The organism is Pseudoalteromonas apostichopi, assembly GCF_030297135.1.
Lineage (GTDB): Bacteria > Pseudomonadota > Gammaproteobacteria > Enterobacterales > Alteromonadaceae > Pseudoalteromonas > Pseudoalteromonas apostichopi.
The window spans coordinates 2,089,637-2,114,108 of sequence record NZ_AP028065.1 but is presented as its reverse complement, the minus strand read 5'-3'; the positions used below and the strand labels follow the sequence as shown (position 1 = coordinate 2,114,108).

Genomic DNA, 24,472 nt, shown 5'->3' with positions numbered 1-24,472 from the left:
GCTTAGGCCAAGTAATAACGCTTGGCTAATGATTCTAAGTAATAGCCCTGCTCGTCTGAGCAGGCTATTTCGGCCCACTGATAATAAACATTTCTCGATACCCGCGCAGCCAAGCCATGTGCTAATTGAAGATAAGGCACACTGACACCTTCAAATTCACGTAATACCAATGGTTGCTTTGCTGATATGAGCCATGCACGCTGCAAATTATCGACACAACAAAGCGCAGGACCTTGCTCTGTGTCTTCAAAACGCCAATCAATAATAACAAAAGGCACATCATCGACTGTAATGGCCATTTTCTCGACCGGCGTTTTTAAAAAATAAGTATCAACTTCTTTGCAAAGAACTGAGGCAAAGAGCTTAACCATTGCCTCGCGTTTTATTTCACTGCCGGCATAAAACCACCGCCCTTGCGCATCAATCGTCATTGGCAATTGCCCACAATTTTGTGGCTGCCATTGATCAAAGGGTTTATCGGGAGCCTGAAGAGCGGCTTCTAATTCGGCAAGTGATTGCATTATTTATCTTTATCAAGCGTCAAAGAGAATGTCACAGGTATAGCTGTTGCAATAGATGGTAGACCTGCAAGCTTTTGCAGTTCGCTAATACCTTCTGTTACTTTGAAATCACTCGCATTAATAATAACGGGTGTAAAAGATGATACGGTTACATCGCCTTTCGGTGACATATTAGCAAGCACATCAATTGTTAGGTCTTTTTTATTACCATGAAAGTCTAACTCAGCCTTTAAACCTTTAAGTACATGTTGGCCAGGCTCAAGTTTTAACAATGTTTTGCTTAAATCAGCAGTTAACACAGCATTAGGAAATTTAGCCGTTTCAAATAACAGCTTAGTCATGCGCTCATTGCGGATAGGGATCAGTGTTTCAACCGATGCCAGGTCGATCATCAACTTAAATTGACCTTGCTCATCTAGTGTTCCAGATACTTTTTTGAAATGATGCGCTTCTGCAACTGAGTTCTTTTTGATAGACACAAAGCTCACGTTGCTTTGCTCATTATTAACTTGCCAGTTTGCGCTGGCTAAAGGGGCAACTAAAATACTCGATAATGAAAAGGCAGCAATTGCCATAGATTTAAACATAACGCATTCCTTCGAAAGTAAATAAGAATCACTTTGATGGTATCACTTGCGTTGATTTGTGCAATGAATTGTATGATAAGAGAAAGAAAAAGCGACTCACTCAACAAGGAGTGAGTCGTTATAGCAAACTGGGGAGAAGCTATCAATACGTTGCATCCTTTCAGATGCATCATCAACAGGATGTCCTACAGGATGAGGACGGCGCGGACTTTAGCAAATACCAGATTAAAAATAAATTGCACAACCGCAGAAACAACACAAATTGATAAAGATATAACGAAACACTAAAACCATCTTTTCTTGTTTACCTTAAATTAACATTACAGCGAGCCGTAATTTAGGGTAAAGTGAATTTAAAGCACGCTAAAATCAGACTTTTTTAAGGCTTGTTAGTGATAAAAATTGCAGTAGAAGAGTAAAAGGTATGAAGAAAATCCCCTTATTTTTATTTGTTACCTTACTTTTTTTCATGAATCCTTGCTGTCATGCAAAAAAAACAACGACACAATATCCTGTTGTTTTAGTTCACGGGCTAATGGGTTTTGATAATTTACTCGGCCTCGATTATTTTTATAATGTTGCAACCAGTCTCAACCAAGATGGTACCTTGGTGTTCACACCAGCGGTCTCTGCTATAAATAGCTCTGAGATACGAGGCGAACAATTACTCACTCAAGTCGAAACAATTTTAGCATTGACAGGTGCCAAAAAAGTAAACTTGATTGGCCACAGTCAAGGAGCGCAAACTGTGCGCTACGTTGCATCAACTAGACCTGATCTTATTGCCTCCGTAACCAGTATCGGAGGGGCAAATTATGGTAGTGAAATTATTGATCTTATTAATCAAAAACTGCCAGCAAACTCTCAAGCACAACATGCAGCCCAGTTAATATTTGATGCGCTTGGTGGTGTTATTTCACTACTATCAGGTAACAGTGAATTACCACAAAACACACTTGGTGCATTAAATAGCTTAAGTACTCAGGGTGCGAACACATTTAATCAAAAATACCCTGAAGGCTTACCGGTAAATAAATGCGAGCAAGGTCAGATAGTTGCCGAAAATGGTGTGTACTATTTTTCGTGGAGTGGTACAGCAGCACTCACTAATATACTGGATCTAACTGATTTGCCCATGCTACTTGGCTCATTACTCATTTTAGGAAAAGATGATGGCCTTATATCACGCTGTAGTAGTCATTTAGGCTATGTAATTAAAGATAATTATGAAATGAACCACTTAGATGAGATTAATCAGTTTATTGGTTTACACAATTTTCGTGAAGTTGACCCTATTGAGCTTTATCGCCAACACGTAAAGAGACTGCAGGAGTTGGGGTTATAGTTAAAGAGTAATGATTTATTTTTGGCTAAATCGGGTCGCACGAAGCGATGCTCTATATACAGAAGCGATCAGCTTTCAGCCTTCAGACGCGCGAAACAAGTTTCACGCCTACTTGTAGCAGCGGCTTTATGCCGCGACCCTTAAATTGGAAGCTAGATTCGAGATAAATACGGTATAACGGTCAAGCAAATCGCTAACTTTTAGTCTGAAAGCTGACGGCTGATAGCTGACAGCTCTCATTTATTGCGACTATTAGTGAGCTTGCTGCCAGTTGTCACCACTGTCGGCTTCAACAATCAATGGCACATCGAGAGTAGCAGCTTCAGACATTAACTTACATATTTCAGCTTTATACTCATCAACACACTCTTCTTTAATTTCAAAAACTAATTCATCGTGCACTTGCATTAGAAGCTTCACTGAACCTTCAGCTTGTGCATTCACCCATTGATGAACTTTAAGCATCGCTTTTTTGATAATATCTGCGGCCGTACCTTGCATGGGTGCATTGATAGCAGCACGTTCTGCAGCTTTACGACGAGCACCGTTACGTGCATTGATTTCTGGTAAATGTAAGCGACGACCAAAAATCGTCTCTACATAGCCTTTCTCTGCTGCTTTTTCACGAGTTGTTTCCATGTACTCAAGTACGCCTGGGAAACGCTCAAAATATTTATCAATATAATGTTGTGCTTCATGGCGTGGCACATCTAATTGACGTGATAAACCAAATGCCGACATGCCATAAATTAAGCCAAAGTTAACCGCTTTTGCTTTACGGCGCATATCGCTGGTAACCTCTTCAAGACTTACCCCGAAAACTTCTGCTGCTGTTGCACTATGAACATCTAAGCCATTTGCAAATGCAGTGAGTAGGCCTTTATCTTGTGATAAATGCGCCATGATACGTAATTCAATTTGGCTGTAGTCGGCCGCCACAATTTTATGGCTAGGAGCAGCAATAAAGGCTTCACGAATACGACGTCCCTCTTCTGAACGAATTGGAATATTCTGTAAGTTAGGATCAGTTGAGCTTAAACGCCCTGTTGCTGTTACTGCTTGATGATACGAAGTATGCACTCGCTTAGTGCGCTCATTAACCATTAGCGGTAGTTTATCTGTGTACGTTGATTTCAGTTTTGACAAACCACGATGCTCAATAATCACCTTAGGTAATGGGTAATCATGAGCTAATTCTTGCAGCACTTCTTCTGCAGTTGAAGGTGCACCCTTTGGTGTTTTCTTGATAACAGGAAGCTCTAACTTTTCAAACAAAATCGCTTGTAGCTGCTTAGGCGAGCCTAAGTTAAATTTTTCACCTGCAATATCATAGGCTTCTTGCTCAAGTTCTAATAAGCGTTCACCCAAACGTTGGCTATGAGCTGCCAGCATGTTGCTATCAATTGCAACACCTGTACGTTCAATATCAGAAAGCACAGAAACGAGAGGTAATTCTATGTCTTCAAATACCGACTTTAGCTGATTATCTGCATCAATTTTTGGCCATAAAACTTGGTGAAGACGAAGTGTTATATCTGCATCTTCAGCGGCATACGGTGCCGCTTTTTCAAGCTCAATTTGGTTAAATGTTAACTGCTTTTTACCTTTGCCAGCGATATCTTCGAAGCTAATATTTTTGTGGCCTAAGTATTTAAGTGCCAGTGAGTCCATATCATGACGGCTACCTACACTATTAAATACATACGACTCCAGCATAGTGTCATACTTAATGCCTTTTAGCTCGTAGCCAGCATTCGCTAACACACTTTTATCGTATTTTAAGTTTTGTCCAACTTTCGCTTTGTTTTCGTCAGCTAAGATTGGGCCAATTTTTGCCATTACAGTTTCTAAACTTAATTGATCTGGCGCATCTGGATAATCATGTGCTACCGGTAAATACGCTGCTTCTCCTGCTTTAACCGCAAAGCTCATACCGACCAATTGCGCTTGCATATAATCGAGGCTGGTTGTTTCAGTATCAAAAGCAAAAAGTTCGGCATCATTTAACTGCGTCACTAAGGTATCAAGCTGTTCTTCAGTTAAAATTGTTTCATAATGCGCATCAGCAACTTTTGGTAATTCGTTAGCTTCTGTTGGTACATCTAAATGAGTGTCAGCATCTTTAGGGTTATCAAGTAGTTCAGCTAACCAGCGGCGGAACTCACACTCACCATAGAGTGCGATAAGTTCGTCACGATTAGGTTCTTGCAGCTTAAAGCTTTCTAGATCCGACTCAACGTCAACATCACACTTAATTGTTGCTAATTCATAGCTAAGTGGCAGATGATCAAGTGCTGCAGCAAGCTTTTCACCAATTTTGCCTTTAATTTCACCAGCATGATCAATTACACCTTGCAATGATCCATATTTTTGCAGCCATTTCACCGCTGTTTTTGGACCACAACCATCAACACCTGGAATGTTATCTACTTTGTCGCCCATTAAGGCAAGATAATCAATGATCAGCTCAGGGCCAACACCAAACTTCTCAACCACAGTGTCTGGATCTGAAATGCTATCAGTCATCGTATTAATAAGCGTGACATGCTCATTAACAAGCTGCGCCATATCTTTATCGCCGGTAGAGATCAGTACATGACGTTGCTGCTCTGAAGCAATACGCGCAAACGTACCAATGACATCATCAGCCTCAACACCTTCAATACTAATAAGCGGAAAACCCATTGCTTTAATAATGTTATGCAATGGTGCGATCTGAGTGCGTAAGTCATCCGGCATTGGTGGGCGATTAGCTTTATATTCGCTATACATGTCATTTCTGAAGGTTTTACCTTTGGCATCAAATACCACCACCATGTGTGATGGATCATATTGCTTGATCAAACTCTTAAGCATATTAACTACGCCATAGATTGCGCCTGTCGCTTCACCTTTTGAGTTAGTAAGGTGTGGTGGCGAATGATATGCACGGAATAAATAAGAAGAACCATCAACAAGAATAAGTGGATTTTCAGGGATCTGAGCCATGGTGAAATTGGATCCTAATTGAATAACATTAAATTGTTTGTAAGCATGCCATAAGGCCATCAAGAAAACGACTGTGAATTATTAACCAATAGAGGTTTATTAAAGAGCAAGTTGTGGATAACTTTGTAGATAACAGACAGAGTTAATTCTCCCAAAATGAAAAAACATTTAGGAAATTTTAGTAAGTTCATGTTTTGATTTAAAAAAGATATTACGACGTTCTTTTTTTATTATTTTAGTCCGATGTGGAAAACGGTTTTAGTAGCGATAACCTTTTGCTTATTCGATACCGAATTAACATCCCTTTTCATAACCGGGGGAGTATTCTAGCATAATGGATCAAAGATCATAGCGATCCTTTATACTTTTTTTTTCGTTAGTAATTTATAAAAAGGCATAAACAGCTATTCATAACGCTTTGCGAGTTATCGAGCTACAAAAATTTTTTATTTTGTCGGCTGACTCGTATCCTTGTTAAACTAAAGCTAATCGCATTAAGGAGAGTTCAAAAATGAAAAAAGTGGCAGTTATTTTAGCAGGTTGCGGCGTTTACGACGGCGCAGAGATCAATGAGTCAGTATTAACTTTATTACATATAGCCAAAGCAGGCGCGAGCTATGAGTGCTTCGCACCTGATATTGAACAAATGCATACCATTAATCACCTAACAGGTGAAGAAATGGCACCTAACCGTAATGTGTTAGTTGAAGCTGCTCGCATTGCACGTGGTGAAATTAAAGCCCTTACAGAGCTAAATGTAAATGAATTCGACGCTTTGATTGTACCAGGTGGTTTTGGTGCCGCGAAAAACTTATCAGATTTTGCAGTCAAGGGCGTAGATGCCCAAGTTCAAAGTGATGTACTTACAACTGCGAAAGCCTTTGTCGAGGCCAATAAAGCGGCTGGGTATATTTGCATTGCCCCTGCGATGCTTCCACTTATATATGGCAAGGGTGTCAAAACCACCATTGGTAACGACGCTGATACAGCAGCAGCTATCGAGCAGCTTGGCGGTGCACATCAGAACTGTGCAGTTAATGAGATCGTTGTTGATCAGCAGCATAAAGTGGTCACAACCCCTGCTTATATGTTGGCACAAAGCATTTTAGATGCTGACGCAGGTATCGAAAAATTAGTAAAAAAAGTATTAGAACTCGCTTAATAATCGGGCAAATAGCCAGCATCTAATGCAGGCTTTTCTTGCGCTAACGCAAAAAATGAAGGTTTTTCTATAGAAAAAGCCTTTTAGATCATTTTATAAATTGTGGCTTAGCGTTATAATCGTTCTAATTTCCGTCAGATATCGTGATTGATCACGTTCAAATCGAAGTGAGCAAGGCAAAATGAAAAAACTATCAGCTGCATTATTACTGCTAGCAACAACGGCATATGCACAAGCGTATGACAACTCTTTGACTGAAGATGCAATTAAAAAGCGTCTAGCGCCAATTGGTTCTGTATATCTAGAAGGTGATAAAGCTGCGGCCGCTGCTGAGCCTACAGGTCCTCGTTCTGGTGAGCAAGTTTACCAAGCAGCTTGTTTTGCTTGTCATGGTACTGGCGCACTAGGTGCTCCTAAATCAGCTGATGATTGGGCTCCTCGTATCGCTAAAGGTAAAGATACACTTTTAGATCACGCGCTTAACGGTTTCAACGCAATGCCTCCTAAAGGTACGTGTATGGATTGTTCTGAAGATGAAATCAGCGCTGCTATCGATTTCATGACTAGCAAGTAATAGTTTTAAAACTAATACTAAGGGCTTAATTTTATTAGGCCCTTTTTTTATGTCTATTTTAAAGCGCTAAGCTAGCTCTGTAGCCAATTCAGACCCATAATAAATTACCATTTTGTTAACATCTGTTACTTGACGATCTAATAAAAAAGTGGAACTATATAGGACGAAATTTAAACAACAATAAGATCTGGTTCTAAATCATTGGAAGATTCAGCAACACACATTGATAAGCTAGCCCGTAAGAATGCTCGCTTAAAATCGCTTTTACAAAAGTATAAGCAATCACATCACTTGCAAAATGCTCTTTTACAATTATCAGAGCAAGCAAGTACTGTTGCCGAATTAACCCTGCTCTATCCCGCTATTCATAATATTTTACAAGACTATATTCCGAGTAAAAACTTCTTCGTTGTATTGCATAACCCGGTTTACGATACTCTTGAGTTGTCTTATTTCGCTGATGAAAAAGATGGTCTTTCTGTACCATTAAAGTATGAGCAGTACTTCAAAGAAGGCTTAACGGGTTACGTATTCAAGCAAGGTAAAACCAGCTACTTTACCAAACAACAGACTGAGCAAGCTGTTGAACAAGGCTTACTTAAATGTTTTGGTACACCTGCAGAGCACTGGGTAGGCGTACCCGTCTACCGTGAAAAAGTCATTATTGGCGTAATGGTTGCGCAAAGCTACGACATAAACCAATGCTATTCAGAGCAACAAATTGAATTGCTAGAAGCTATGTCACTGTACTTAGCAACAGCAATTGAACGAGTGAAAAAGCGTGAACTACTAGAGTCTGAAGTTAAAATTCGAACCCGTGCATTAACTCAAAGTAACCAAGCACTTAACGACGAAATTCAACAGCGCAAAAATGCTCTCGAACGCCAACAACTGCTATTCAAAATATCAGAGCTGGCAACGCAAAGTAAAAACCTTGATGATGTATATCAGCATGTTCATAGCATTATCAAAAATATTACCTATGCAGATAACTTATACATCGCATTGTATGACCAACAATCTCATTGGTTGAGTTTTCCTTATTGCGTCGATGAGTTTAACGATAATGGCAAACCACGACCATTTGCTAAAGGCTACAGTGAACTGGTTCTCAGCACTGAAAAGTGCCAGGTCATAGACAGTGAAAGAGCAAAAGAGCTCATCAAACTTGGCGTTGTAGAGAGGCCTGTTAATGTTCCATCAGAGCGCACTGCGACTAGTTGGTTAGGTGCTCCGCTCAAAACTTCGCAAGGTGTTATAGGTCTCATTGTTTGCCAAGCTTATAATAATAAACATGAGTTTAGTCAGGATGATTGTGAGCTAATTACATTTGTATCACATCAAATTGCTAACGTTATCCAAACTCATCTAGCCAACCAAGAGTTAAAGCTCAGTCACCAAAAATTGGAACATCGAGTCACTGAAAAAACTAAAGAGCTTCGCCAAGCTAATATGCACCTGCAAATGCAAATTGAAGAGCGAAAAAAAATAGAACAACAGTTGTATCACGATGCACACCACGACTCATTAACTAGTTTACCTAATCGCAGTTTATTCTTAACTCAGCTTGAAAAAACATTGCAGCATTACCAGCGCTACCCAGAGCAGCAATTTGCGGTGCTATTTATTGACCTTGATAAATTTAAAGATATAAACGATCACCTTGGTCATCAGGCAGGTGACCAATTTTTAATTGGTGTTGCAGAGTCTTTCTCGCATTGTATTCGTGAGCATGATCTACTCGCACGCTTAGGTGGTGATGAATTTGTGGTATTGCTAACTCACTTAACTGAACAACAGCAAGCCCAAGATGTTGCAAAACGTATCATCGAAATTATGAAAAAACCTTTCTGTATGAAAGGTCAATGTATTCAAAGTGGTGCCAGTATTGGTATCACCTACTCAAAACCAAGCTACAAACACACTGATGAAATTATTCGCGATGCGGATGCCGCGATGTATTACGCCAAAAATGCAGGCCGAAATCGCTTTGAGTGTTTTCATCCACTGCTTAATGCCAGTAATGTACAGCATGATGTAGAGAATATGCATCACCTAGATGATTTGCCTATGCACTTTAGATGTGCAGAAATCATTACCTTGGATGAAAAAACTCACGCTGAGTCTTTACTAGAAGCATTTGGTGAGCACCCTGTGCTTGGTAGCACTAGCTTTGAAGTACTCAAAAAATTTGCGACCGATCGTGTTCAGCACTTCGAAGTTGAGCTTAATCTACTAAAACAAGCCTTTTCCCTAGCAAGTAACAGCCAACTCGAAAAAGTACTGTTTTCTTGTTCAGGATTAGTTTTAGAGCGTATTAACTTTCAGGCACTGTGTAAGTTATTAAACGCACACGATTCAAATAGAATGTGTTTATTGTTCAACGAACAAGAAATTCGTTACGCTTCAGCGATACAAATTGAAAACTTAAAAAGCTTGGTCGCACAAGGGTTTTCGATTGGTTTAAATGAATTTGCTAAAGATCGCTGTGAGTTAAACTTATTAACTGAGTTCCAGTTCGATTACTTATTGTTGAGTTCAACATTCAGTAAGCGTGTTCTACAGCAAGAGAATTATCATTTGCAACTACAAGGTGTTTTAGCTATCACTAAGCTGCAAAATATCCAAGTAATAGCTAAAGGTCCGTCGATTTTTAACTACCGCACTTTGCTAGATAAGCACGGATTATCGCTGTTTATTGGTAAACAGCATGCGCTGGCTCCCTTCGAGCACGAAGCACCTAGCGCACAATTCATTACTTCTTAAGCATCGCTCTTAGATTAGCCACTCGTGCCTGGCCTTTCTCCATACGCTCAGCTTGTGAGGAAGGTGGCTTCTTCGCTTCAAAGGCTAAGTCATCTTGTGGTAACTCCTGCACAAAGCGACTTAGCTCTGTGTCTGAGGTTTCACCAAACTGACGACGTATTTTAGCATAGGTCATTACTAGCTCTTGCTGGGCGCGTGTAATTCCTACATAGGCAAGACGACGCTCTTCTTCAACGTTATCTTCATCAATACTTACTTGGTGCGGTAATAAGCCCTCTTCCATGCCAACCATGAACACATACGGATACTCTAAGCCTTTTGAAGCATGTAATGTTAGTAATTGCACGGCATCAGATTCGTCCTCTTCTTCGTTACGCTCAAGCATATCGCGCAAGGTCAGTTTACTAACCACCTCAGCAAGGTTCAGCGGTGGGTTATCTGCATCACCTGTCAGCATATCGGTGATCCAACGATATAGCTCTGAGACGTTTTTCATGCGCATTTCAGCAGCTTTTGCACTCGGAGATGACTCATATAGATAAGCTTCGTAATTAATTTGTCTAACTAGTTCTTTTACTGCTTCAAGGGTATCACCCCGAACTGCATTATCAGATAGCTCAACTACCCAACGGGCAAAGCCAGCTAAGGCATTAAAGCCACGCCCTTTTAATCGGTGCGCAAGCTCAGGCTCAAAGCATGCAGCAAATAAGCTGATATGCTTTTCATTAGCAAGGGTACCTAGCTTTTCCAGTGTGACAGTACCAATCTCACGACGTGGCGTATTAACAATACGTAAAAATGCGTTGTCGTCGTCTTGATTCACCAATAAGCGCAAGTACGCCATGATATCTTTGATTTCTGAGCGAGAGAAAAACGACATACCGCCGCTGATTTTATAAGGAATACGGTTACTCATGAGTGCTTTTTCAAACACTCGCGCTTGGTGGTTACCACGGTATAAAATCGCATAATCTTTATAACTAGTGCGCTTCATGAATTTATGAGAAATGATCTCTGCAACCACTCGCTCAGATTCATGCTCTTCATCTCGGCAACCAATTACTTTAATGGGCTCACCATAACCAAGTTCACTGAATAGCTTTTTATCAAACTCATGCGGGTTATTAGCAATCAGAATATTTGCAGCTTTAAGAATTCGTCCAGCACTTCGGTAGTTTTGTTCTAGCTTAATTAAACGTAAGCCCGGAAAATCTTTACTCAATAGCACCAGATTTTGTGGCTTTGCACCACGCCATGAGTAGATAGATTGATCATCATCGCCTACCACGGTAAACCGGGCTCGTTCACCCACTAATAGCTTAACTAGCTGATACTGACTAGTATTCGTATCTTGATACTCATCCACCAGCAAGTAACGAAAACGCTGTTGCCAGCGCTCACGTGCCGTGACATTTTGACTAAGCAATAAAGTTGGGATCATGATCAGATCATCAAAATCAAGGGCATTATAGGCGCGCAGTTGATTTTGATAACGAGCATATAACTGAGCAAATAACGCTTTTTGCGGCTCACGGGCTTCGCTAACAGCACGCTCAGGTAGAATCAATTCGTTCTTCCAACTACCTATTTGCATCTTCAGCAGGTTAAGTAAATCTTTGTCCTTTTTAAGCTCTTCTTCGGTCAGCTCAGCTAATAACTGGTTGGTATCTTGGTCATCAAACAACGAAAAACCAGGTTTAAAACCTAAAGTAGTTAACTCTTTTTTGATAATCTCAAGCCCAAGCGTATGAAACGTTGAAACCCATAAGCCTTTCGACTCTTGCTTGCCCAGTGTTTGCGTTACACGCTCACGCATTTCTTTTGCAGCTTTATTGGTAAATGTAACTGCGGCAATATTACGTGCTTGGTACTCACACTTTTGCACCAAGTAAGCAATTTTATTAGTAATAACACGCGTTTTACCTGAACCCGCACCGGCTAATACCAGACACGGTCCACTGATATATTTTACCGCTTCATCTTGTTTTGGGTTGAGTTTCATAAGCCCCTAAAGAAATTATCCAAAGATAGGACGGGCAATTTTACCGTAATCACTACACTACGCCTAGCCAATAAGGTAAGATTGTTTTTTTACGTGACTCAAGGGACGAAGATGATTAACCCAGCAAAACTTGAAGAAATCGCTAAGCAAATCACTGATAACATGCCACAAGGCGTGAAAAACCTTGCCGAAACAGTCGAAGGCAAGACTAAGCAAGCTATTCAAAACAAACTTGCTGAGATGGACTTTGTAAGCCGTGATGAGTTTGATATTCAAAGCCAAGTACTTATTCGTACTCGTGAGAAACTCACTGAGCTTGAAGAGAAAGTTGCTTTACTTGAGCAGCAACTTGCTAGCAAACAAGACGAACAATAAAAAAGGAGAGCTAATTAGCTCTCCTTTTTTCTACCATATTCGGTATTAACTTTTTTCGGCAACGCGTTCGAAAACACGCTTAACCGCAATTCCGTATGTATCACTGGCTTCTTCAGCACAAGTTACTACCGACTCTAAATCATTAAGGTGGCCATTGGCTAAACCATAAACCCAACCATGGATTGTTAAATCTTGACCTTTTGCCCAGGCATCTTGGACGATATTAGTACGGCAAACATTACGTACTTGTTCAATAACGTTGAGTTCTATCAGGCTATTTAAACGCTCTTGTTCTGGTAATGAGTTGAGTTGTTCAATGTGTTTTTCTTTTACATCACCTACATGACGAAGCCAGTTATCAATTAAACCAAAACTCGCTCCGTTCAATACCGCCTGTACACCACCACAACCATAGTGGCCAACGACCATTATGTGCTTCACTTTAAGTACTTCAACGGCATATTGCATCACCGAAAGACAGTTATGATCAGTATGAACAACGACATTTGCTACGTTTCGATGAACAAATAACTCTCCAGGTAGCAAGTCTACTATTTCATTTGCAGGTACACGTGAATCAGAACAACCGATCCACAGGTACTCTGGATTTTGCTGCATTGATAGAATTTTAAAAAACTCGGGATCACTTTCACTCGTACGCGCAGCCCAACGTCTATTATTTTCGAATAAATTTTTTAACTTTCTCATTGCGCCTCTTTACGGTATTTAATAATTAGCTTGGATCAAGATATTCCTTGGTGTCAGCTGCTTTTCACAAAACGTACTAACTGTTACTTGATAACCTTGTTGTTGCAAATATAAAGCACGATCGAGCACGAGCCAAACTTCAATTGCCCTTCTGAATACATGTCGGACGAGTTCAACTCGCTCAGTAACCCTTTTGCGTTTTTTACCTATAGTTAAAAACTTATTGTAATCAATACCTTCAGGCAGTGATAATGATTTTTTCTCAGCAGCCCATAAACAAAATGAACCAAAAGAATCAGAAAATATAGCTTTGTTCACTGATGGCACACTTACATAGTGCATTTCACCAGTGAGTGATTTACGTAATGCATCAAATCCAAGTCGCCATTCAACTTCTGTTTTTCTTACCTTATCAACTCGGCTTGGTGCGGTCACAGTTTCTTGCAGCGCTAGTTTTAAATCGCGATGAGTAAGCGCAAGCTGGCTTTGTTTTGCAGGCTCGCTCATTGCTTGATAGGCGTTATCTGTGAATAAATGATAACAACATGGTGAAAAGCTGATTTGCTGGGTTTTCGCTTTGCTCGCTTGCTGCATAAATGTTTGATGCAAACGACCACAGGCATGTAAAGCAACTGCATGCTGCTGGCGCTCAAAAAAACCATCGGTGTCGTCGGTTAATACATCAGCTTGTGAAAATTGCATTGCCAATTGCTGTTGCTTAGCACTGTGCTGACCTTGATCACACAAGTGTTGTTGTAGCTCAATGCTATGTACACTTGGCGCTCCATTAAATGCCAACATACGACCTAAATGCCCCTTACCTGCGCACCATTCTAAAACGGGCTGGTTAAATGACTGCTGACTAACAGCTGCAACAAAGTCTTGTAATTGCTCAAATTTACGGCCTTTAATGCCATTACTTATCCAAAACGGAAACTCATTACGAGCCAAATTGATAGCAGGTAACTCACACAACTCAGCCAGCTGTTCAATGTTTTCAATTTCATCAGCAAAATAACGATATAAAGCTTGCTGATCGGCATCTAGTTCACTCACTTGTTGGTCATCCAGCGCCCATAATAAGTGGGCTAATTCAGGCCAAGGAAGATCATCAAAATCAAATGCGGTACATTGCCAGTATTGGCGGGTTGAAAATAGCAGTGCATCTAAGGCAGCAAAGTGCTCGGCAAGTGTCATAACTACTTAGCGACAAGAAATAAAAAGCAGTATAACAGTTTTTATCTTATTTAACGTCGGTTACTGCTGATCAAGCGAATGTACAATGGCACACATGCAATACTTAAAATGATTGCAAGGATCAGCATCCAAGATAGCTCAAACCCTTCTGTTTGCTGTTGATCATACATAAAGCCTTCAAAAGCCTGATCAAACTCATCCTGATCTAAGCCATATAAATCTGCAATCAAGCGCCACTTTGCCATCGACATATTGCCTAGATTAATTCCTGGAGGTTGGATGTAGCTTTTTAAAACATGCGCTTCATAGGCCAGCTCTTGTACGCTTTTCTGGGTAGCATAGTGCTGCTTGGTTACATCGATGCTTTCTTCTAAGTGTAATAAGGCATAACGCCACCCTTTTAAGCTGGCACGATAAAAGCGCTCAATAACCTCTGGCTTTTTCGCTAAAAATTGCTCAGAGGTATATAAAATATCGCCATACACATTCAAACCAAACTTTTGCGGGCAAATGAGTCGGTGACCTACTCCTTGCAATGTCATCGTGTAAGGCTCATTAGTGACATAAACTTGTACCGCATCTATATCACCGGCAAGCCACTCTTTAACGCCTCCTTCATGGCTAGCTGCCATCAAGCTTTCTAGGCTCAATCCTGCACGTTGTAACATCACCAGTAACTCAGCATTTTCTATTGAACCGATTTTACTTAGCTTTTTACCAGCAAAGTCTCTAGGCTGAAAAATATCTGAGTTATTTTTTACCATCCAGCAATAAGGCGAAAACTGCAATATTGCCCCAAGGGCAACAACCGGTGCGCCTTGCTGGCGCTTTTGTAATATGCCTGAGTGAGTAATAGCAAAGTCAGCTTTGCCGCTTAACACTTTAGGGAAGGTATCTGGGTGGTTTGGATCGGCAGGTATAATAGAGACATCAAGGCCCGCTTCCTTATAAAAGCCTTTTTCTGCAGCCATATAATAGCCTGCAAATTGATACTGGTGAGTCCATTTTAATTGTAAGCTAACTTTATCAGCGCACAGTGCGCTCATAGAGAGCATTAAACAGATTAACCCTAGTAGGCTTTTTATACCTTGCACGCATCATCCTTGCTCTAGAACCGTGCATTAACTATAGGAAAAATAGAGGAAAAATCAAGACTGCTAGTGAACAGTCTTGATTATATTAAGCTACTGATTTGCCGCTTTAACTTCACTAAGTTCTTGACCTTGGCTAGTTAAGAACTGGGTGAAACATGGGTTGTTCGTTTCATCTTGAACGTTGTATCCCAAACGGTTCAAATGCTCATTGAATACCTCATAATCACTCGGTTCAATAGCAAAGGCCGCCAGCACATTACCAATCGATCCACCATGGTTGCGGTAATGGAATAAAGTAATATTCCAGTTACTACCAAGGGTATCTAAGAATCGTGCCAGTGCGCCTGGGTATTCAGGAAACTCAAAGCGTAATAAACGCTCATGAAGTTGAGCTGGCGCTTTACCACCAACCATATAACGAATATGCAATTTAGCCAGCTCGTTATCTGATAGGTCACAAAACGTATAGCCGTTTTCTGTCAGTGTCGCTTTTAGCTCATCAAGCTCTTGTTGGCCTTGTCTTAAAGCAATACCTACAAAGATTTGTGCTTCGCCAGGGCCTGCATAGCGATAATTAAATTCGGTGATAGCTCTGCCACCTAACGAGTTACAAAACTGCTTAAAGCTGCCCTTCTCTTCTTTGATAGTCACGGCAAGCAATGCTTCGTTCTTTTCGCCAAGAGCTGTTCGTTCAGCAACATAACGTAAGCGGTCGAAGTTTAAATTTGCACCCGATAAAATCGCGGCTACATTTAAACCTTTCACTCCATTTTGTTGACACCATTTTTTCAAGCCAGCTGTTGATAGCGCCCCTGAAGGTTCAGCTATAGCGCGAGTCGAAACAAAGATATCTTGCATTGCTGCGCAGATTTCATCGCCCGTTACAGTCACCACTTCATCACAAAACTTTTGTGCTAAACGAAACGTTTCTGTGCCGATGACTTTGACTGCTACACCATCTGCAAAGCTACCAACACGGTCAAGCTCAACCGGCTTACCTGCTTCAAGGGCTGCTTTTAAGCAGGCACTCTCATCGGCTTCAACACCGATGACTTTAATATCAGGACGTAACGACTTAATGTACACTGCCATGCCTGCAAGTAAACCACCTCCGCCTACAGGAATAAAGACTGCATCAAGATCATTGAGTTGCTGCATTAATTCACGAGCAACGGTACCTTGACCAACAATCACATCTGCATCATCAAACGGTGGTACAAACACCCCATTGCGCTGCTCTGTGAGCTCTAGAGCATGAGCCTTTGCAGCATCAAAATGATGGCCGTGTAATACCACTTCACCACCTAAAGAACGCACTGCATTCACTTTAATTTCTGGTGTTGTAACAGGCATAACAATAGTTGCTTTATGCCCTAAAAATGAAGCACTTAGAGCTACGCCTTGCGCATGATTACCAGCCGATGCTGTAATCACATCAGAACCTTTTGGCAATTTGCTCAATTTATGAAATGCACCGCGTAGTTTAAATGAATAAACAGGTTGTTGGTCTTCACGCTTTAACCACACATGATTGCCTAGCCGAGCACTAAGATCTGCCATTTCGCTAACCTCAGTGACTTTTGCAAGCGGCTCCATGTTCGCTTGAATGATAGCGCGAAAATAATCGAGCTCTTGAGAAACCATAATTAACTAAGCTCCTCAAGTTTAGCTAAATCACGCACAGCTCCTTTGTCTGCACTGGTGGCCAGTAAGGCATAGGCTTTAAGTGCAGATGAAACATAACGGTCACGATCTAGAGGTTTGTAAGCATCTTTCCCGCGTGCAAGTTGCTTTTGCTTACGAGCTTCAAGCTCTTCATCAGAAAGAGCTAATGTGATTTCGCGAGTTGCGATATCAATTACTATCTTATCGCCATTTTCAACATAGGCAATTGCACCACCGCTTGCAGCTTCTGGGGAAACGTGACCAATTGATAAACCCGATGTACCACCTGAGAAACGACCATCAGTGATCAGCGCACACTTTTCACCTAAGCCAACTGATTTTAAATAACTGGTTGGGTACAGCATTTCTTGCATGCCTGGGCCGCCTTTTGGCCCTTCGTAGCGAATCACAACAACATCACCCGCTTTTACTTCACCGTTAAGAATGCCTTCAACCGAGTCATCCTGTGATTCGTAAACGACTGCTGGGCCTTCAAAATGCAGCATTTCTTCAACCACACCAGCACTTTTAACAATACAACCATCAAGGGCTAAGTTACCCGATAGCACCGCTAAGCCACCATCTTGACGAAACGCATTTTCAACGCTGCGGATACAACCATTTTCACGGTCATTATCCAGTTCAGGCCAGCGGCATTCTTGGCTCATTGCTTTTGTTGTGCGGATACCAGCAGGGCCTGCTTTATAAAATTTTTGCGCTACTTCATTACTTGGATCAGTCGCATCCCATTTAGTTACCATTTCAGCCATTGTATGACCCGCCACATGATCAACAGATAAATCGACAAGGCCTGCTTTACCTAACTCACGGATAATAGCCATCATGCCACCAGCGCGATGTACATCTTCAATATGGTATTTGTTTGTCGCTGGTGCCACTTTACATAAGAATGGTGTTTTGCGAGAAAGCTCATCGATATGCGACATATCAAAATCAACACCCGCTTCTTGCGCTGCTGCTAGTAAGTGTAAAACCGTATTTGATGATCCACCCATAGCAATATCAACCACCATTGCATTCATGAAAGCGGTACGATTGGCAATAGCGCGTGGTAACACTGCTGCATTATCTTTTTGATAATACTCACGACATAAATCAACAATGCGTGCACCTGCTTCAACATACAGTTGTTTACGGTCTTTGTGGGTCGCAAGTGTAGTACCGTTACCCGGTAGGGCCAGACCAATCGCTTCTAATAAACAGTTCATTGAGTTAGCAGTAAACATACCCGAACATGAACCACAGGTAGGGCATGCCGAGCGCTCAACTTTTTCAGAGTCTTCATCGCTTACTGAAGTATCAGCACCCTTAACCATGGCATCAACTAAATCAAGTTTGATGTCGATATCAGCAAGGCGTGTTTTACCCGCCTCCATTGGACCACCTGATACAAAAATGACAGGAATGTTTAAACGAAGTGCTGCCAGCATCATTCCAGGAGTGATCTTGTCGCAGTTAGAAATACAGATCATGGCATCAGCGCAGTGGGCATTTACCATGTACTCTACTGAGTCAGCAATTAAATCACGCGATGGGAGTGAATACAGCATTCCGCCGTGACCCATCGCGATACCATCATCGATTGCAATAGTATTAAATTCTTTTGGTACACCACCCGCTTCGGTAATGGTTTCGGCCATCAGCTCACTGAGCTGGTTAAGGTGAACATGACCCGGTACAAACTGAGTGTACGAGTTTACAACAGCGATAATAGGCTTACCGAAATCTTTATCTGTCATTCCTGTTGCACGCCATAAAGCACGCGCTCCTGCACGTTTTCGACCCTCTGTTGTTGTTGCACTTCTTAATTTAGCCATAATTACCTCAGTTTTTGCAGTGGCATGCCACTGACTTCCTCATTCCTAATTTATTACTCACTAAAGCATCAGTTGATTGCTCTAGTTACCTGTTGATTTATTACTAGATTGCTTGTTGTTGAAATTGGTTTTCAACATTGACGTGTTTTACATCGACCAATTTATTCAACTGTGATGTTAGTAGATAAATCGGCTTATCGCTGTCTACTGTCATGGTGACGTGAAACGCTTCATCAGCCATTTCTAAATTCATTGTTGTTAGGTCAAAGCCGCGATGACGCGCAACGCGTAAAAAGCGCTCTACAGCGACACTTTGATTCTTTAGTGCAATCGTTAGGGTGTGTTTCATTTTACTGTCTCCGTCATCATTTCATCGTTGGCTGCACCAGGCGGTACAAGCGGCCATACATTTTCTTTATCATCGATACAGGCATGGAGAATGTATGGACCTTTACTAGTTACTAACGCATCAACCGCAGCATCAACTTCATCTGCTTTAGTGATAGTTTGACCTGGAATACCAAACACTGCTGCTAACTGCACAAAATCAGGATTATCTGAAAGGTTTGTTTCAGAATAACGACCTTCAAAAAATAGCTGCTGCCATTGACGTACCATGCCTAAACGTTGGTTATCTAAGATTAAAATTTTAACTGGCAGATTGTTACGACGAATCGTTGCCAGTTCTTGAATGTTCATCATGATTGAACCATCACCCGACACTGTGATCACAAAATCATTTGGGCGAGCAACTTGTGCACCGATGGCTGCTGGTAGACCAAAGCCCATGGTACCTGCACCACCACTACTTAAATGATTGCTTGGGTGACTAAATTTCATGTGCTGCGCAACCCACATTTGATGCTGACCCACATCACAACACACCACACCAGTTGATGGCATTTTTTGGCTTAGCTGGTTCAATAAATAAGGTGCGAATACTTTTTCACCCGGGTAGTCATAGCGCCATGCATGCTCTTTCATCATGCTTGCAATGTGCGTTAGCCACTCATCTGGAGTTACAAAACACTCTAGTTGCGGTAATGAAGTTTTTAAGTCTGCCACTAATGACGCTTTTACAGGCTTACGTTTACCAATCTCTGCGGCATCAATATCAAGGTGAATAACCTTTGCTTTTGCCGCAAACTTGCTTAAGTTTCCAGTGACACGGTCGTCAAAGCGGGCACCAATACAGACCAAAACATCACACTCTTGCACCGCTAAGTTAGCCGCTTTACCACCATGCATACCTAGCATTCCTAGGTCATATTCATAATCAGGTAATACACTACCTAACGCTTTTAACGTTGATACTGCAGGCATATGTGTTTTTTCTAAAAACTGCATTAATTCATCTTGTGCACTGGCAGCTTGTACACCACCACCGATATACGCTACAGGGCGCTGGGCTTCACTTAAGATTTGATTGGCAATAGCAACTTGGTTTGAGTCTAATTTTGGTAAGTGATCTTCGGCAGCTAACCAAGGATGAAATGGTACTTGCGCCATTTGGATGTCTTTCGGAATATCCACTAACACAGGGCCAGGACGGCCGCTTTGCGCTAAGTGGATGGCTTCTTGTAATATTTCGGCTAAATCTTCAGCTCTTTCAACCATGTAACTATGCTTGGTGCAAGATAACGACATGCCTAACACATCCACTTCCTGAAAGGCGTCGGAGCCTATCGCTGCGGTTGGTACTTGACCTGTGATAGCAAGTAATGGCACTGAATCCATCATCGCATCGGCAAGGGCTGTGATTAAGTTGGTCGCCCCAGGGCCGGAAGTAGCAAAACACACGCCTAACTTACCTGTGCTTCGCGCAAAACCCACAGCGGCAAAGCCAGCCCCTTGTTCATGACGGGTCAAATAATGTTTGACTGGCGCACCGTACAAAGCGTCGTAAATAGGCATAATGGCACCACCCGGGTAACCAAAAACATCCTTAACGCCATGTTTAGCTAATAAATCGATTGTTAACTCTGCGCCTGTCATCGTAAATCCTCATTCCTCAGTGACATTGTGTATTTGCTGCGACTCAAACCTTAAAACGAAAAAGCCCCCCGAACTGTTAAGTGCGGGGGGCTTTTAAATGCTTTACTTTTCTCTAAGCACTAACTAGCCCCCGCGGTGATAATAATCACCACGACGTTAATTAGAATTAGAGAAAGTTTGTTTGTAAGCATTTATCTGTAACCAAAATTTGTTCATTTGTAGCGGATATCTAGCCATCCCGCTGCCTTTTTCTATTAGTACCGCGCTAGGGCCTGTAAGTCAACATAAAAATCAATTCAAAAAATAGTCTAAAAAGCAAAATTAAAGAAATAAATATCTAACAAATGAAAATATCGAGATTTATATTTCACTATTTTTTATATATCGAAATTTCATACCTCGTTATTCACTATTCTATGATTGATTAATTTTTATCAAAAACATGCAATTTTCTTTGCTTTAAGCTGATTTATTTTAACGCCTCTGAAAAATTAGTTTAGTATTGAAAATAACCACGTTATGAAAAGGAAAGTTATGAAGTTCGTCCAGCGTATAAATGCCCTGTTTTTTATGCTGCTACTGCTTGGTTTCAGCCAACATGTACTCGCAGAGCCGGGATTATGGAAAGTAGAGAAAAACGGAGTTACTTCTTATTTATTTGGTACTGTCCATGTTGGTGATAAAAGCATGAAAGGATTACCAAGCAAGGTAACTAAAGCACTCGATAACTCAGATAAAGTCATCGTTGAAGTCGATATCAGCGTGATTTCCCCCATGGAAATGCAGCGCCGGTCATTGCCATTTATGATGCTGAAAAATGGTAAAACCTTACAGTCAGAGTTATCGCCAGAAAACTACACTAAATTACAAAAATACTTTGCTGATAAATCAATTGATATTGCGATGTTTAAAAACCTAGCACCGTGGGCGGTAATGGTCACCATGATGCAAATGGAGTTCCAAAGTGTTGGTTTTTCAGATCAGTACGGCATCGACAAGCAAGTACTTGCTTATGCTAAACAGCATGACATATCAGTTGGTGAGCTAGAAACCCTAGAACACCAAATGGAAATGTTTGAACACTTAGCAATTATGAATGACAAAATGATCGAAGAAACATTCGACCAACTTGCTGATGTAGATACCTACTTTTTTGGTCTTATTAAGGCTTGGAAATCGGGCGATATGAAAACACTTACGCAGTTTTACAACGAAAGTTTTGATGACTCTCAATATGGTCAGCTAAGTGAGCAAGTTATGTTGATAGACCGTAACAACAATTGGGTTAATCAACTATCTGCTCGCATCGGTAAAGAAAAGCTGTTTATTGCTGTCGGGGCTTTACACCTACCTGAGCAACACGGATTGTTAAAACAACTAACAGATAAAGGTTTTACCATTACCCGTATCTAAGTTAAGTAATCCGAATATAAAAAGCGCTTTATGGCGCTTTTTTTGTGAAATCAGACATCTCTAAATAGTTTTCGATACCTGCAATTTTATCACTCGCGTGGTGATTAACATAAACCACGGTACTGGTACCTGCAGCGCAGATCTTTTCTATCAGTAATAAAACTCGCTGCCTATTTGCTTCATCGAGACCTAAGCAAGGTTCATCAAGAATCAATAAATTAGGGTGCTTAACCATAGCTCGTGCAATTAACAGCAAGCGTTGATCACCAAAAGACAACTGACTAAATGAGCTGCTTTGTTTATCACTTAAACCTAATAAAGCCAACCACTTTTTAGCAATGGTTAGCTGTTTATCAGTGGCTTTTTGATAAAGACCAATGCTGTCATAAAAGCCCGAAACTACCGTATTGAGCGCCGAGATACTGACCCGATAATCCATATGCAGCGCGTTAGAAATATAACCAATGTGCTGTTTAATTTGCCAAATGCTCTCACCACTTCCGCGCTGATAGCCAAACACCTTAATATCATTGTTATAACACTGTGGGTTATCACCAGTGATAAGGTTCAGCAAACAGGTTTTACCTGAACCATTTTTGCCTGTTAACTGCCAATGCTCGCCTTGGTTTATTTGCCAGTTTAGTTTTTCAAAAACGACCTCACCGCCATAGCCCACTGCTGCGTTATTGAGTCTTACCAGCATAGAGTCATCGAGCGGAGGCGCTTGATGGTCAATATCAGCCTCAGGTATCTGTAACTGAGTATGAGTGAGATGTAATAACTTTAGTAAGTCATCGCGCTGCTCAGGGGAGGGGTTTGCTAATTGCTGAATCACATGGCCCTCTTTAACATAGGCGTAGTGATCAACAAAATCTGGTATTTCAGTTAACCGATTGAGCACAAAAATGAGGGTCGTTGTTTTACTAAACTTAGCTAGTAACTGATTGAGCTCAGTCATGGCCGTGACATCTAAACCATCAAAAGGCTCATCAAGTACAAGTAAATCTGGTCGACCTATTAATGCTCGAATCAGCATAAGTTTGCGGGTTTCACCGGTTGATAGATCGCGAAATGCTTTGCTAACTTTGTCACTAAAATCAAATAGGCTAATTAACTGCTGAAGCAACTCGCTATCAAGCTGATGTTCGTCCCGACCAGCAATTATAAGCTCATAAACCGTACTAAAAGTAGTTACGCCATCAATAATATCATCTAGATCTTTTGTAAGCTCAGTTGCGAGGAGTTGCTTTTGACTGTCAGGGGAAACTAACGCAATTCGCTCAAAGCGATTCTCATAGTGGCCTTGCTCTATTTTCGCAAAACCTGCAATGGCAGCAGCCACGGCCGATTTTCCCGCGCCATTAGCGCCTAGTAAAACCCATTGCTGCAATGGCGATACATTGATATTGAGATCATCTAAATAATAAACGTCATTACCCTGCCCCTTTAGGCTGGCTTTAACATTAACCAACTGTACTTGTTGCACTTTGAATCCTCATTCTAAGTTACCGTTAGCTTGACGTTACCGCATTCAATAAAAAAATAAAATTCGTTTAAACCTTTTTTGAACACAGCTGCGACTAAGGTATAAAAGGTCATCAACAGGAAACAGACTATGAAAAAATTACTTTGTGTAGCAGCAATAGGCCTAGCACTGACAACGTCATACGCTATGGCAAAAGATTCACGCGAACTAAGTCACAACTTCGCAATTAATGGCGCAAGCCAGCTTGATATTGATTTTCCGGTAGGCAGCTTAGAAGTCGAAAGCTATGACGGCAGCGAAGTCGTAGTTACGGTACGCATTGAACCAAAGAATGACAATAGCTGGTTCAGCTCTGATGTTGATTTATCAGATATTGAATTAAGCCATTCGCAAAGTGCTAGCTCACTTAACTTAAAATTAGATAACGATGACATTCAACAAGACTGGCATGTAAAAATGCCTAAATCGATGGCAATTGATGTCGAACTAGGTGTTGGCGATATCGAAATTAACGATGCGAGTAATTCGGTTGATATTGAACTAGGTGTGGGCGCGGTAAGAATTGATAGTGCGCTTGATGACTACAAACACATAGAGCTTGATACCGGTGTGGGCGACACCAAAATTCGCGGCTTAAAAAATGACGGTAATACCAGCCGAAAAGTTGTTAGCTCGCACTCAAGCTATCGTGGCAACGGCCAATACGATATTGAAGTAGAAGTGGGTGTTGGCGACATCAAGGTAACACACTAATTT

At 41.2% G+C, this 24,472-nt stretch carries 19 protein-coding genes; 7 read left to right on the top strand and 12 right to left on the bottom strand.

The annotated features are described in order from the left end of the window. Nucleotides 1-2 precede the first annotated feature (2 nt). Nucleotides 3-521, bottom strand: coding sequence for a DUF1285 domain-containing protein (locus tag QUE86_RS09440; RefSeq protein ID WP_286256818.1), 519 nt, complete (start codon nt 519-521; stop codon nt 3-5). After that, nucleotides 521-1,108: a YceI family protein gene (locus QUE86_RS09435; protein WP_130049874.1), complete on the bottom strand. Its 588-nt coding sequence runs from the start codon at nt 1,106-1,108 to the stop codon at nt 521-523. The genes QUE86_RS09440 and QUE86_RS09435 overlap by 1 nt, the downstream gene beginning before the upstream one ends. A gap of 424 nt (nt 1,109-1,532) precedes the next feature. On the opposite strand from QUE86_RS09435, the gene QUE86_RS09430 reads away from it, so the two are divergent. Then, entirely contained in the window at nt 1,533-2,453 is a 921-nt protein-coding gene (locus QUE86_RS09430; RefSeq protein ID WP_286256816.1) for a lipase family alpha/beta hydrolase, read from the top strand. A 252-nt stretch (nt 2,454-2,705) separates the two neighbouring features. Here QUE86_RS09430 and polA read toward each other — a convergent pair whose 3' ends face one another. Then, nucleotides 2,706-5,441 (bottom strand): DNA polymerase I, encoded by a 2,736-nt coding sequence (gene polA, locus QUE86_RS09425; protein ID WP_130049876.1) that lies wholly within the window; start codon nt 5,439-5,441, stop codon nt 2,706-2,708. A gap of 511 nt (nt 5,442-5,952) precedes the next feature. Here polA and elbB point away from each other — a divergent pair. From elbB to QUE86_RS09410, 3 genes are all read left to right on the top strand, one after another. Beyond that, entirely contained in the window at nt 5,953-6,603 is a 651-nt protein-coding gene (elbB, locus tag QUE86_RS09420; RefSeq protein ID WP_130049877.1) for an isoprenoid biosynthesis glyoxalase ElbB, read from the top strand. Nucleotides 6,604-6,784: 181 nt separating this feature from the next. Further along, nucleotides 6,785-7,177 (top strand): c-type cytochrome, encoded by a 393-nt coding sequence (locus QUE86_RS09415; protein WP_130049878.1) that lies wholly within the window; start codon nt 6,785-6,787, stop codon nt 7,175-7,177. Nucleotides 7,178-7,378: 201 nt separating this feature from the next. Beyond that, on the top strand, nt 7,379-9,943 hold the full coding sequence (locus tag QUE86_RS09410; protein ID WP_130049879.1) for a bifunctional diguanylate cyclase/phosphodiesterase: 2,565 nt from the start codon (nt 7,379-7,381) through the stop codon (nt 9,941-9,943). Here QUE86_RS09410 and rep read toward each other — a convergent pair. Further along, the gene (gene rep / locus QUE86_RS09405) at nt 9,933-11,945 is read right to left on the bottom strand and encodes a DNA helicase Rep (RefSeq protein WP_286256812.1); all 2,013 of its coding nucleotides are present in this window, start codon (nt 11,943-11,945) and stop codon (nt 9,933-9,935) included. The two genes, QUE86_RS09410 and rep, sit on opposite strands and share 11 nt — an antisense overlap. A 111-nt stretch (nt 11,946-12,056) precedes the next feature. Here rep and ubiK point away from each other — a divergent pair, with 111 nt between their 5' ends. Further along, a complete protein-coding gene (gene ubiK / locus QUE86_RS09400; protein ID WP_054561163.1) occupies nt 12,057-12,320 on the top strand; it encodes a ubiquinone biosynthesis accessory factor UbiK in 264 nt (87 codons plus the stop codon). Between the two features lie 45 nt (nt 12,321-12,365). Here ubiK and can read toward each other — a convergent pair whose 3' ends face one another. The 7 genes from can to ilvG all read right to left on the bottom strand — a co-directional run bounded on the left by can (nt 12,366) and on the right by ilvG (nt 20,817). After that, entirely contained in the window at nt 12,366-13,028 is a 663-nt protein-coding gene (gene can, locus QUE86_RS09395; protein ID WP_130049881.1) for a carbonate dehydratase, read from the bottom strand. A gap of 18 nt (nt 13,029-13,046) precedes the next feature. Further along, entirely contained in the window at nt 13,047-14,225 is a 1,179-nt protein-coding gene (locus QUE86_RS09390) for a methyltransferase (protein ID WP_130049882.1), read from the bottom strand. Nucleotides 14,226-14,275: 50 nt separating this feature from the next. Next, entirely contained in the window at nt 14,276-15,280 is a 1,005-nt protein-coding gene (locus QUE86_RS09385) for an ABC transporter substrate-binding protein (protein WP_286260362.1), read from the bottom strand. 129 nt (nt 15,281-15,409) lie between these two features. Next, a complete protein-coding gene (ilvA, locus tag QUE86_RS09380; RefSeq protein ID WP_130049883.1) occupies nt 15,410-16,963 on the bottom strand; it encodes a threonine ammonia-lyase, biosynthetic in 1,554 nt (517 codons plus the stop codon). A 2-nt stretch (nt 16,964-16,965) separates the two neighbouring features. Next, entirely contained in the window at nt 16,966-18,822 is a 1,857-nt protein-coding gene (ilvD, locus tag QUE86_RS09375; protein WP_130049884.1) for a dihydroxy-acid dehydratase, read from the bottom strand. 103 nt (nt 18,823-18,925) lie between these two features. Continuing rightward, the gene (gene ilvM / locus QUE86_RS09370; RefSeq protein ID WP_054554110.1) at nt 18,926-19,171 is read right to left on the bottom strand and encodes an acetolactate synthase 2 small subunit; all 246 of its coding nucleotides are present in this window, start codon (nt 19,169-19,171) and stop codon (nt 18,926-18,928) included. Next, the gene (ilvG, locus tag QUE86_RS09365) at nt 19,168-20,817 is read right to left on the bottom strand and encodes an acetolactate synthase 2 catalytic subunit (RefSeq protein WP_130049885.1); all 1,650 of its coding nucleotides are present in this window, start codon (nt 20,815-20,817) and stop codon (nt 19,168-19,170) included. Before ilvG ends, ilvM begins: the two co-directional genes overlap by 4 nt. A 534-nt stretch (nt 20,818-21,351) precedes the next feature. Between ilvG and QUE86_RS09360 the strand changes: the two genes are divergently transcribed. Further along, the gene (locus QUE86_RS09360; RefSeq protein WP_130049886.1) at nt 21,352-22,230 is read left to right on the top strand and encodes a TraB/GumN family protein; all 879 of its coding nucleotides are present in this window, start codon (nt 21,352-21,354) and stop codon (nt 22,228-22,230) included. 28 nt (nt 22,231-22,258) lie between these two features. Here the strand turns inward: QUE86_RS09360 and QUE86_RS09355 are convergent, their stop codons facing one another. Beyond that, on the bottom strand, nt 22,259-23,716 hold the full coding sequence (locus QUE86_RS09355) for an ATP-binding cassette domain-containing protein (protein ID WP_286256801.1): 1,458 nt from the start codon (nt 23,714-23,716) through the stop codon (nt 22,259-22,261). A 129-nt stretch (nt 23,717-23,845) separates the two neighbouring features. Here QUE86_RS09355 and QUE86_RS09350 point away from each other — a divergent pair, with 129 nt between their 5' ends. Beyond that, nucleotides 23,846-24,469 carry a toast rack family protein gene (locus QUE86_RS09350; protein WP_130049888.1) on the top strand — a complete coding sequence of 208 codons (624 nt, stop codon included), beginning with the start codon at nt 23,846-23,848 and terminating at the stop codon, nt 24,467-24,469. Nucleotides 24,470-24,472: the final 3 nt, after the last annotated feature.

Bases quoted from the DNA above. Each gene is read 5' to 3' on its own strand.
- QUE86_RS09350 (WP_130049888.1), top strand. From the start codon at position 23,846: ATGAAAAAATTACTTTGTGTAGCAGCAATAGGCCTAGCACTGACAACG.
- polA (WP_130049876.1), bottom strand. From the start codon at position 5,441: ATGGCTCAGATCCCTGAAAATCCACTTATTCTTGTTGATGGTTCTTCT.
- QUE86_RS09390 (WP_130049882.1), bottom strand. From the start codon at position 14,225: ATGACACTTGCCGAGCACTTTGCTGCCTTAGATGCACTGCTATTTTCA.
- elbB (WP_130049877.1), top strand. From the start codon at position 5,953: ATGAAAAAAGTGGCAGTTATTTTAGCAGGTTGCGGCGTTTACGACGGC.
- ilvD (WP_130049884.1), bottom strand. From the start codon at position 18,822: ATGGCTAAATTAAGAAGTGCAACAACAACAGAGGGTCGAAAACGTGCA.
- QUE86_RS09430 (WP_286256816.1), top strand. From the start codon at position 1,533: ATGAAGAAAATCCCCTTATTTTTATTTGTTACCTTACTTTTTTTCATG.
- QUE86_RS09385 (WP_286260362.1), bottom strand. From the start codon at position 15,280: ATGCTCTCTATGAGCGCACTGTGCGCTGATAAAGTTAGCTTACAATTA.
- QUE86_RS09440 (WP_286256818.1), bottom strand. From the start codon at position 521: ATGCAATCACTTGCCGAATTAGAAGCCGCTCTTCAGGCTCCCGATAAA.
- QUE86_RS09435 (WP_130049874.1), bottom strand. From the start codon at position 1,108: ATGTTTAAATCTATGGCAATTGCTGCCTTTTCATTATCGAGTATTTTA.
- ubiK (WP_054561163.1), top strand. From the start codon at position 12,057: ATGATTAACCCAGCAAAACTTGAAGAAATCGCTAAGCAAATCACTGAT.
- can (WP_130049881.1), bottom strand. From the start codon at position 13,028: ATGAGAAAGTTAAAAAATTTATTCGAAAATAATAGACGTTGGGCTGCG.
- QUE86_RS09360 (WP_130049886.1), top strand. From the start codon at position 21,352: ATGAAGTTCGTCCAGCGTATAAATGCCCTGTTTTTTATGCTGCTACTG.
- ilvM (WP_054554110.1), bottom strand. From the start codon at position 19,171: ATGAAACACACCCTAACGATTGCACTAAAGAATCAAAGTGTCGCTGTA.
- ilvA (WP_130049883.1), bottom strand. From the start codon at position 16,963: ATGGTTTCTCAAGAGCTCGATTATTTTCGCGCTATCATTCAAGCGAAC.
- ilvG (WP_130049885.1), bottom strand. From the start codon at position 20,817: ATGACAGGCGCAGAGTTAACAATCGATTTATTAGCTAAACATGGCGTT.
- rep (WP_286256812.1), bottom strand. From the start codon at position 11,945: ATGAAACTCAACCCAAAACAAGATGAAGCGGTAAAATATATCAGTGGA.
- QUE86_RS09415 (WP_130049878.1), top strand. From the start codon at position 6,785: ATGAAAAAACTATCAGCTGCATTATTACTGCTAGCAACAACGGCATAT.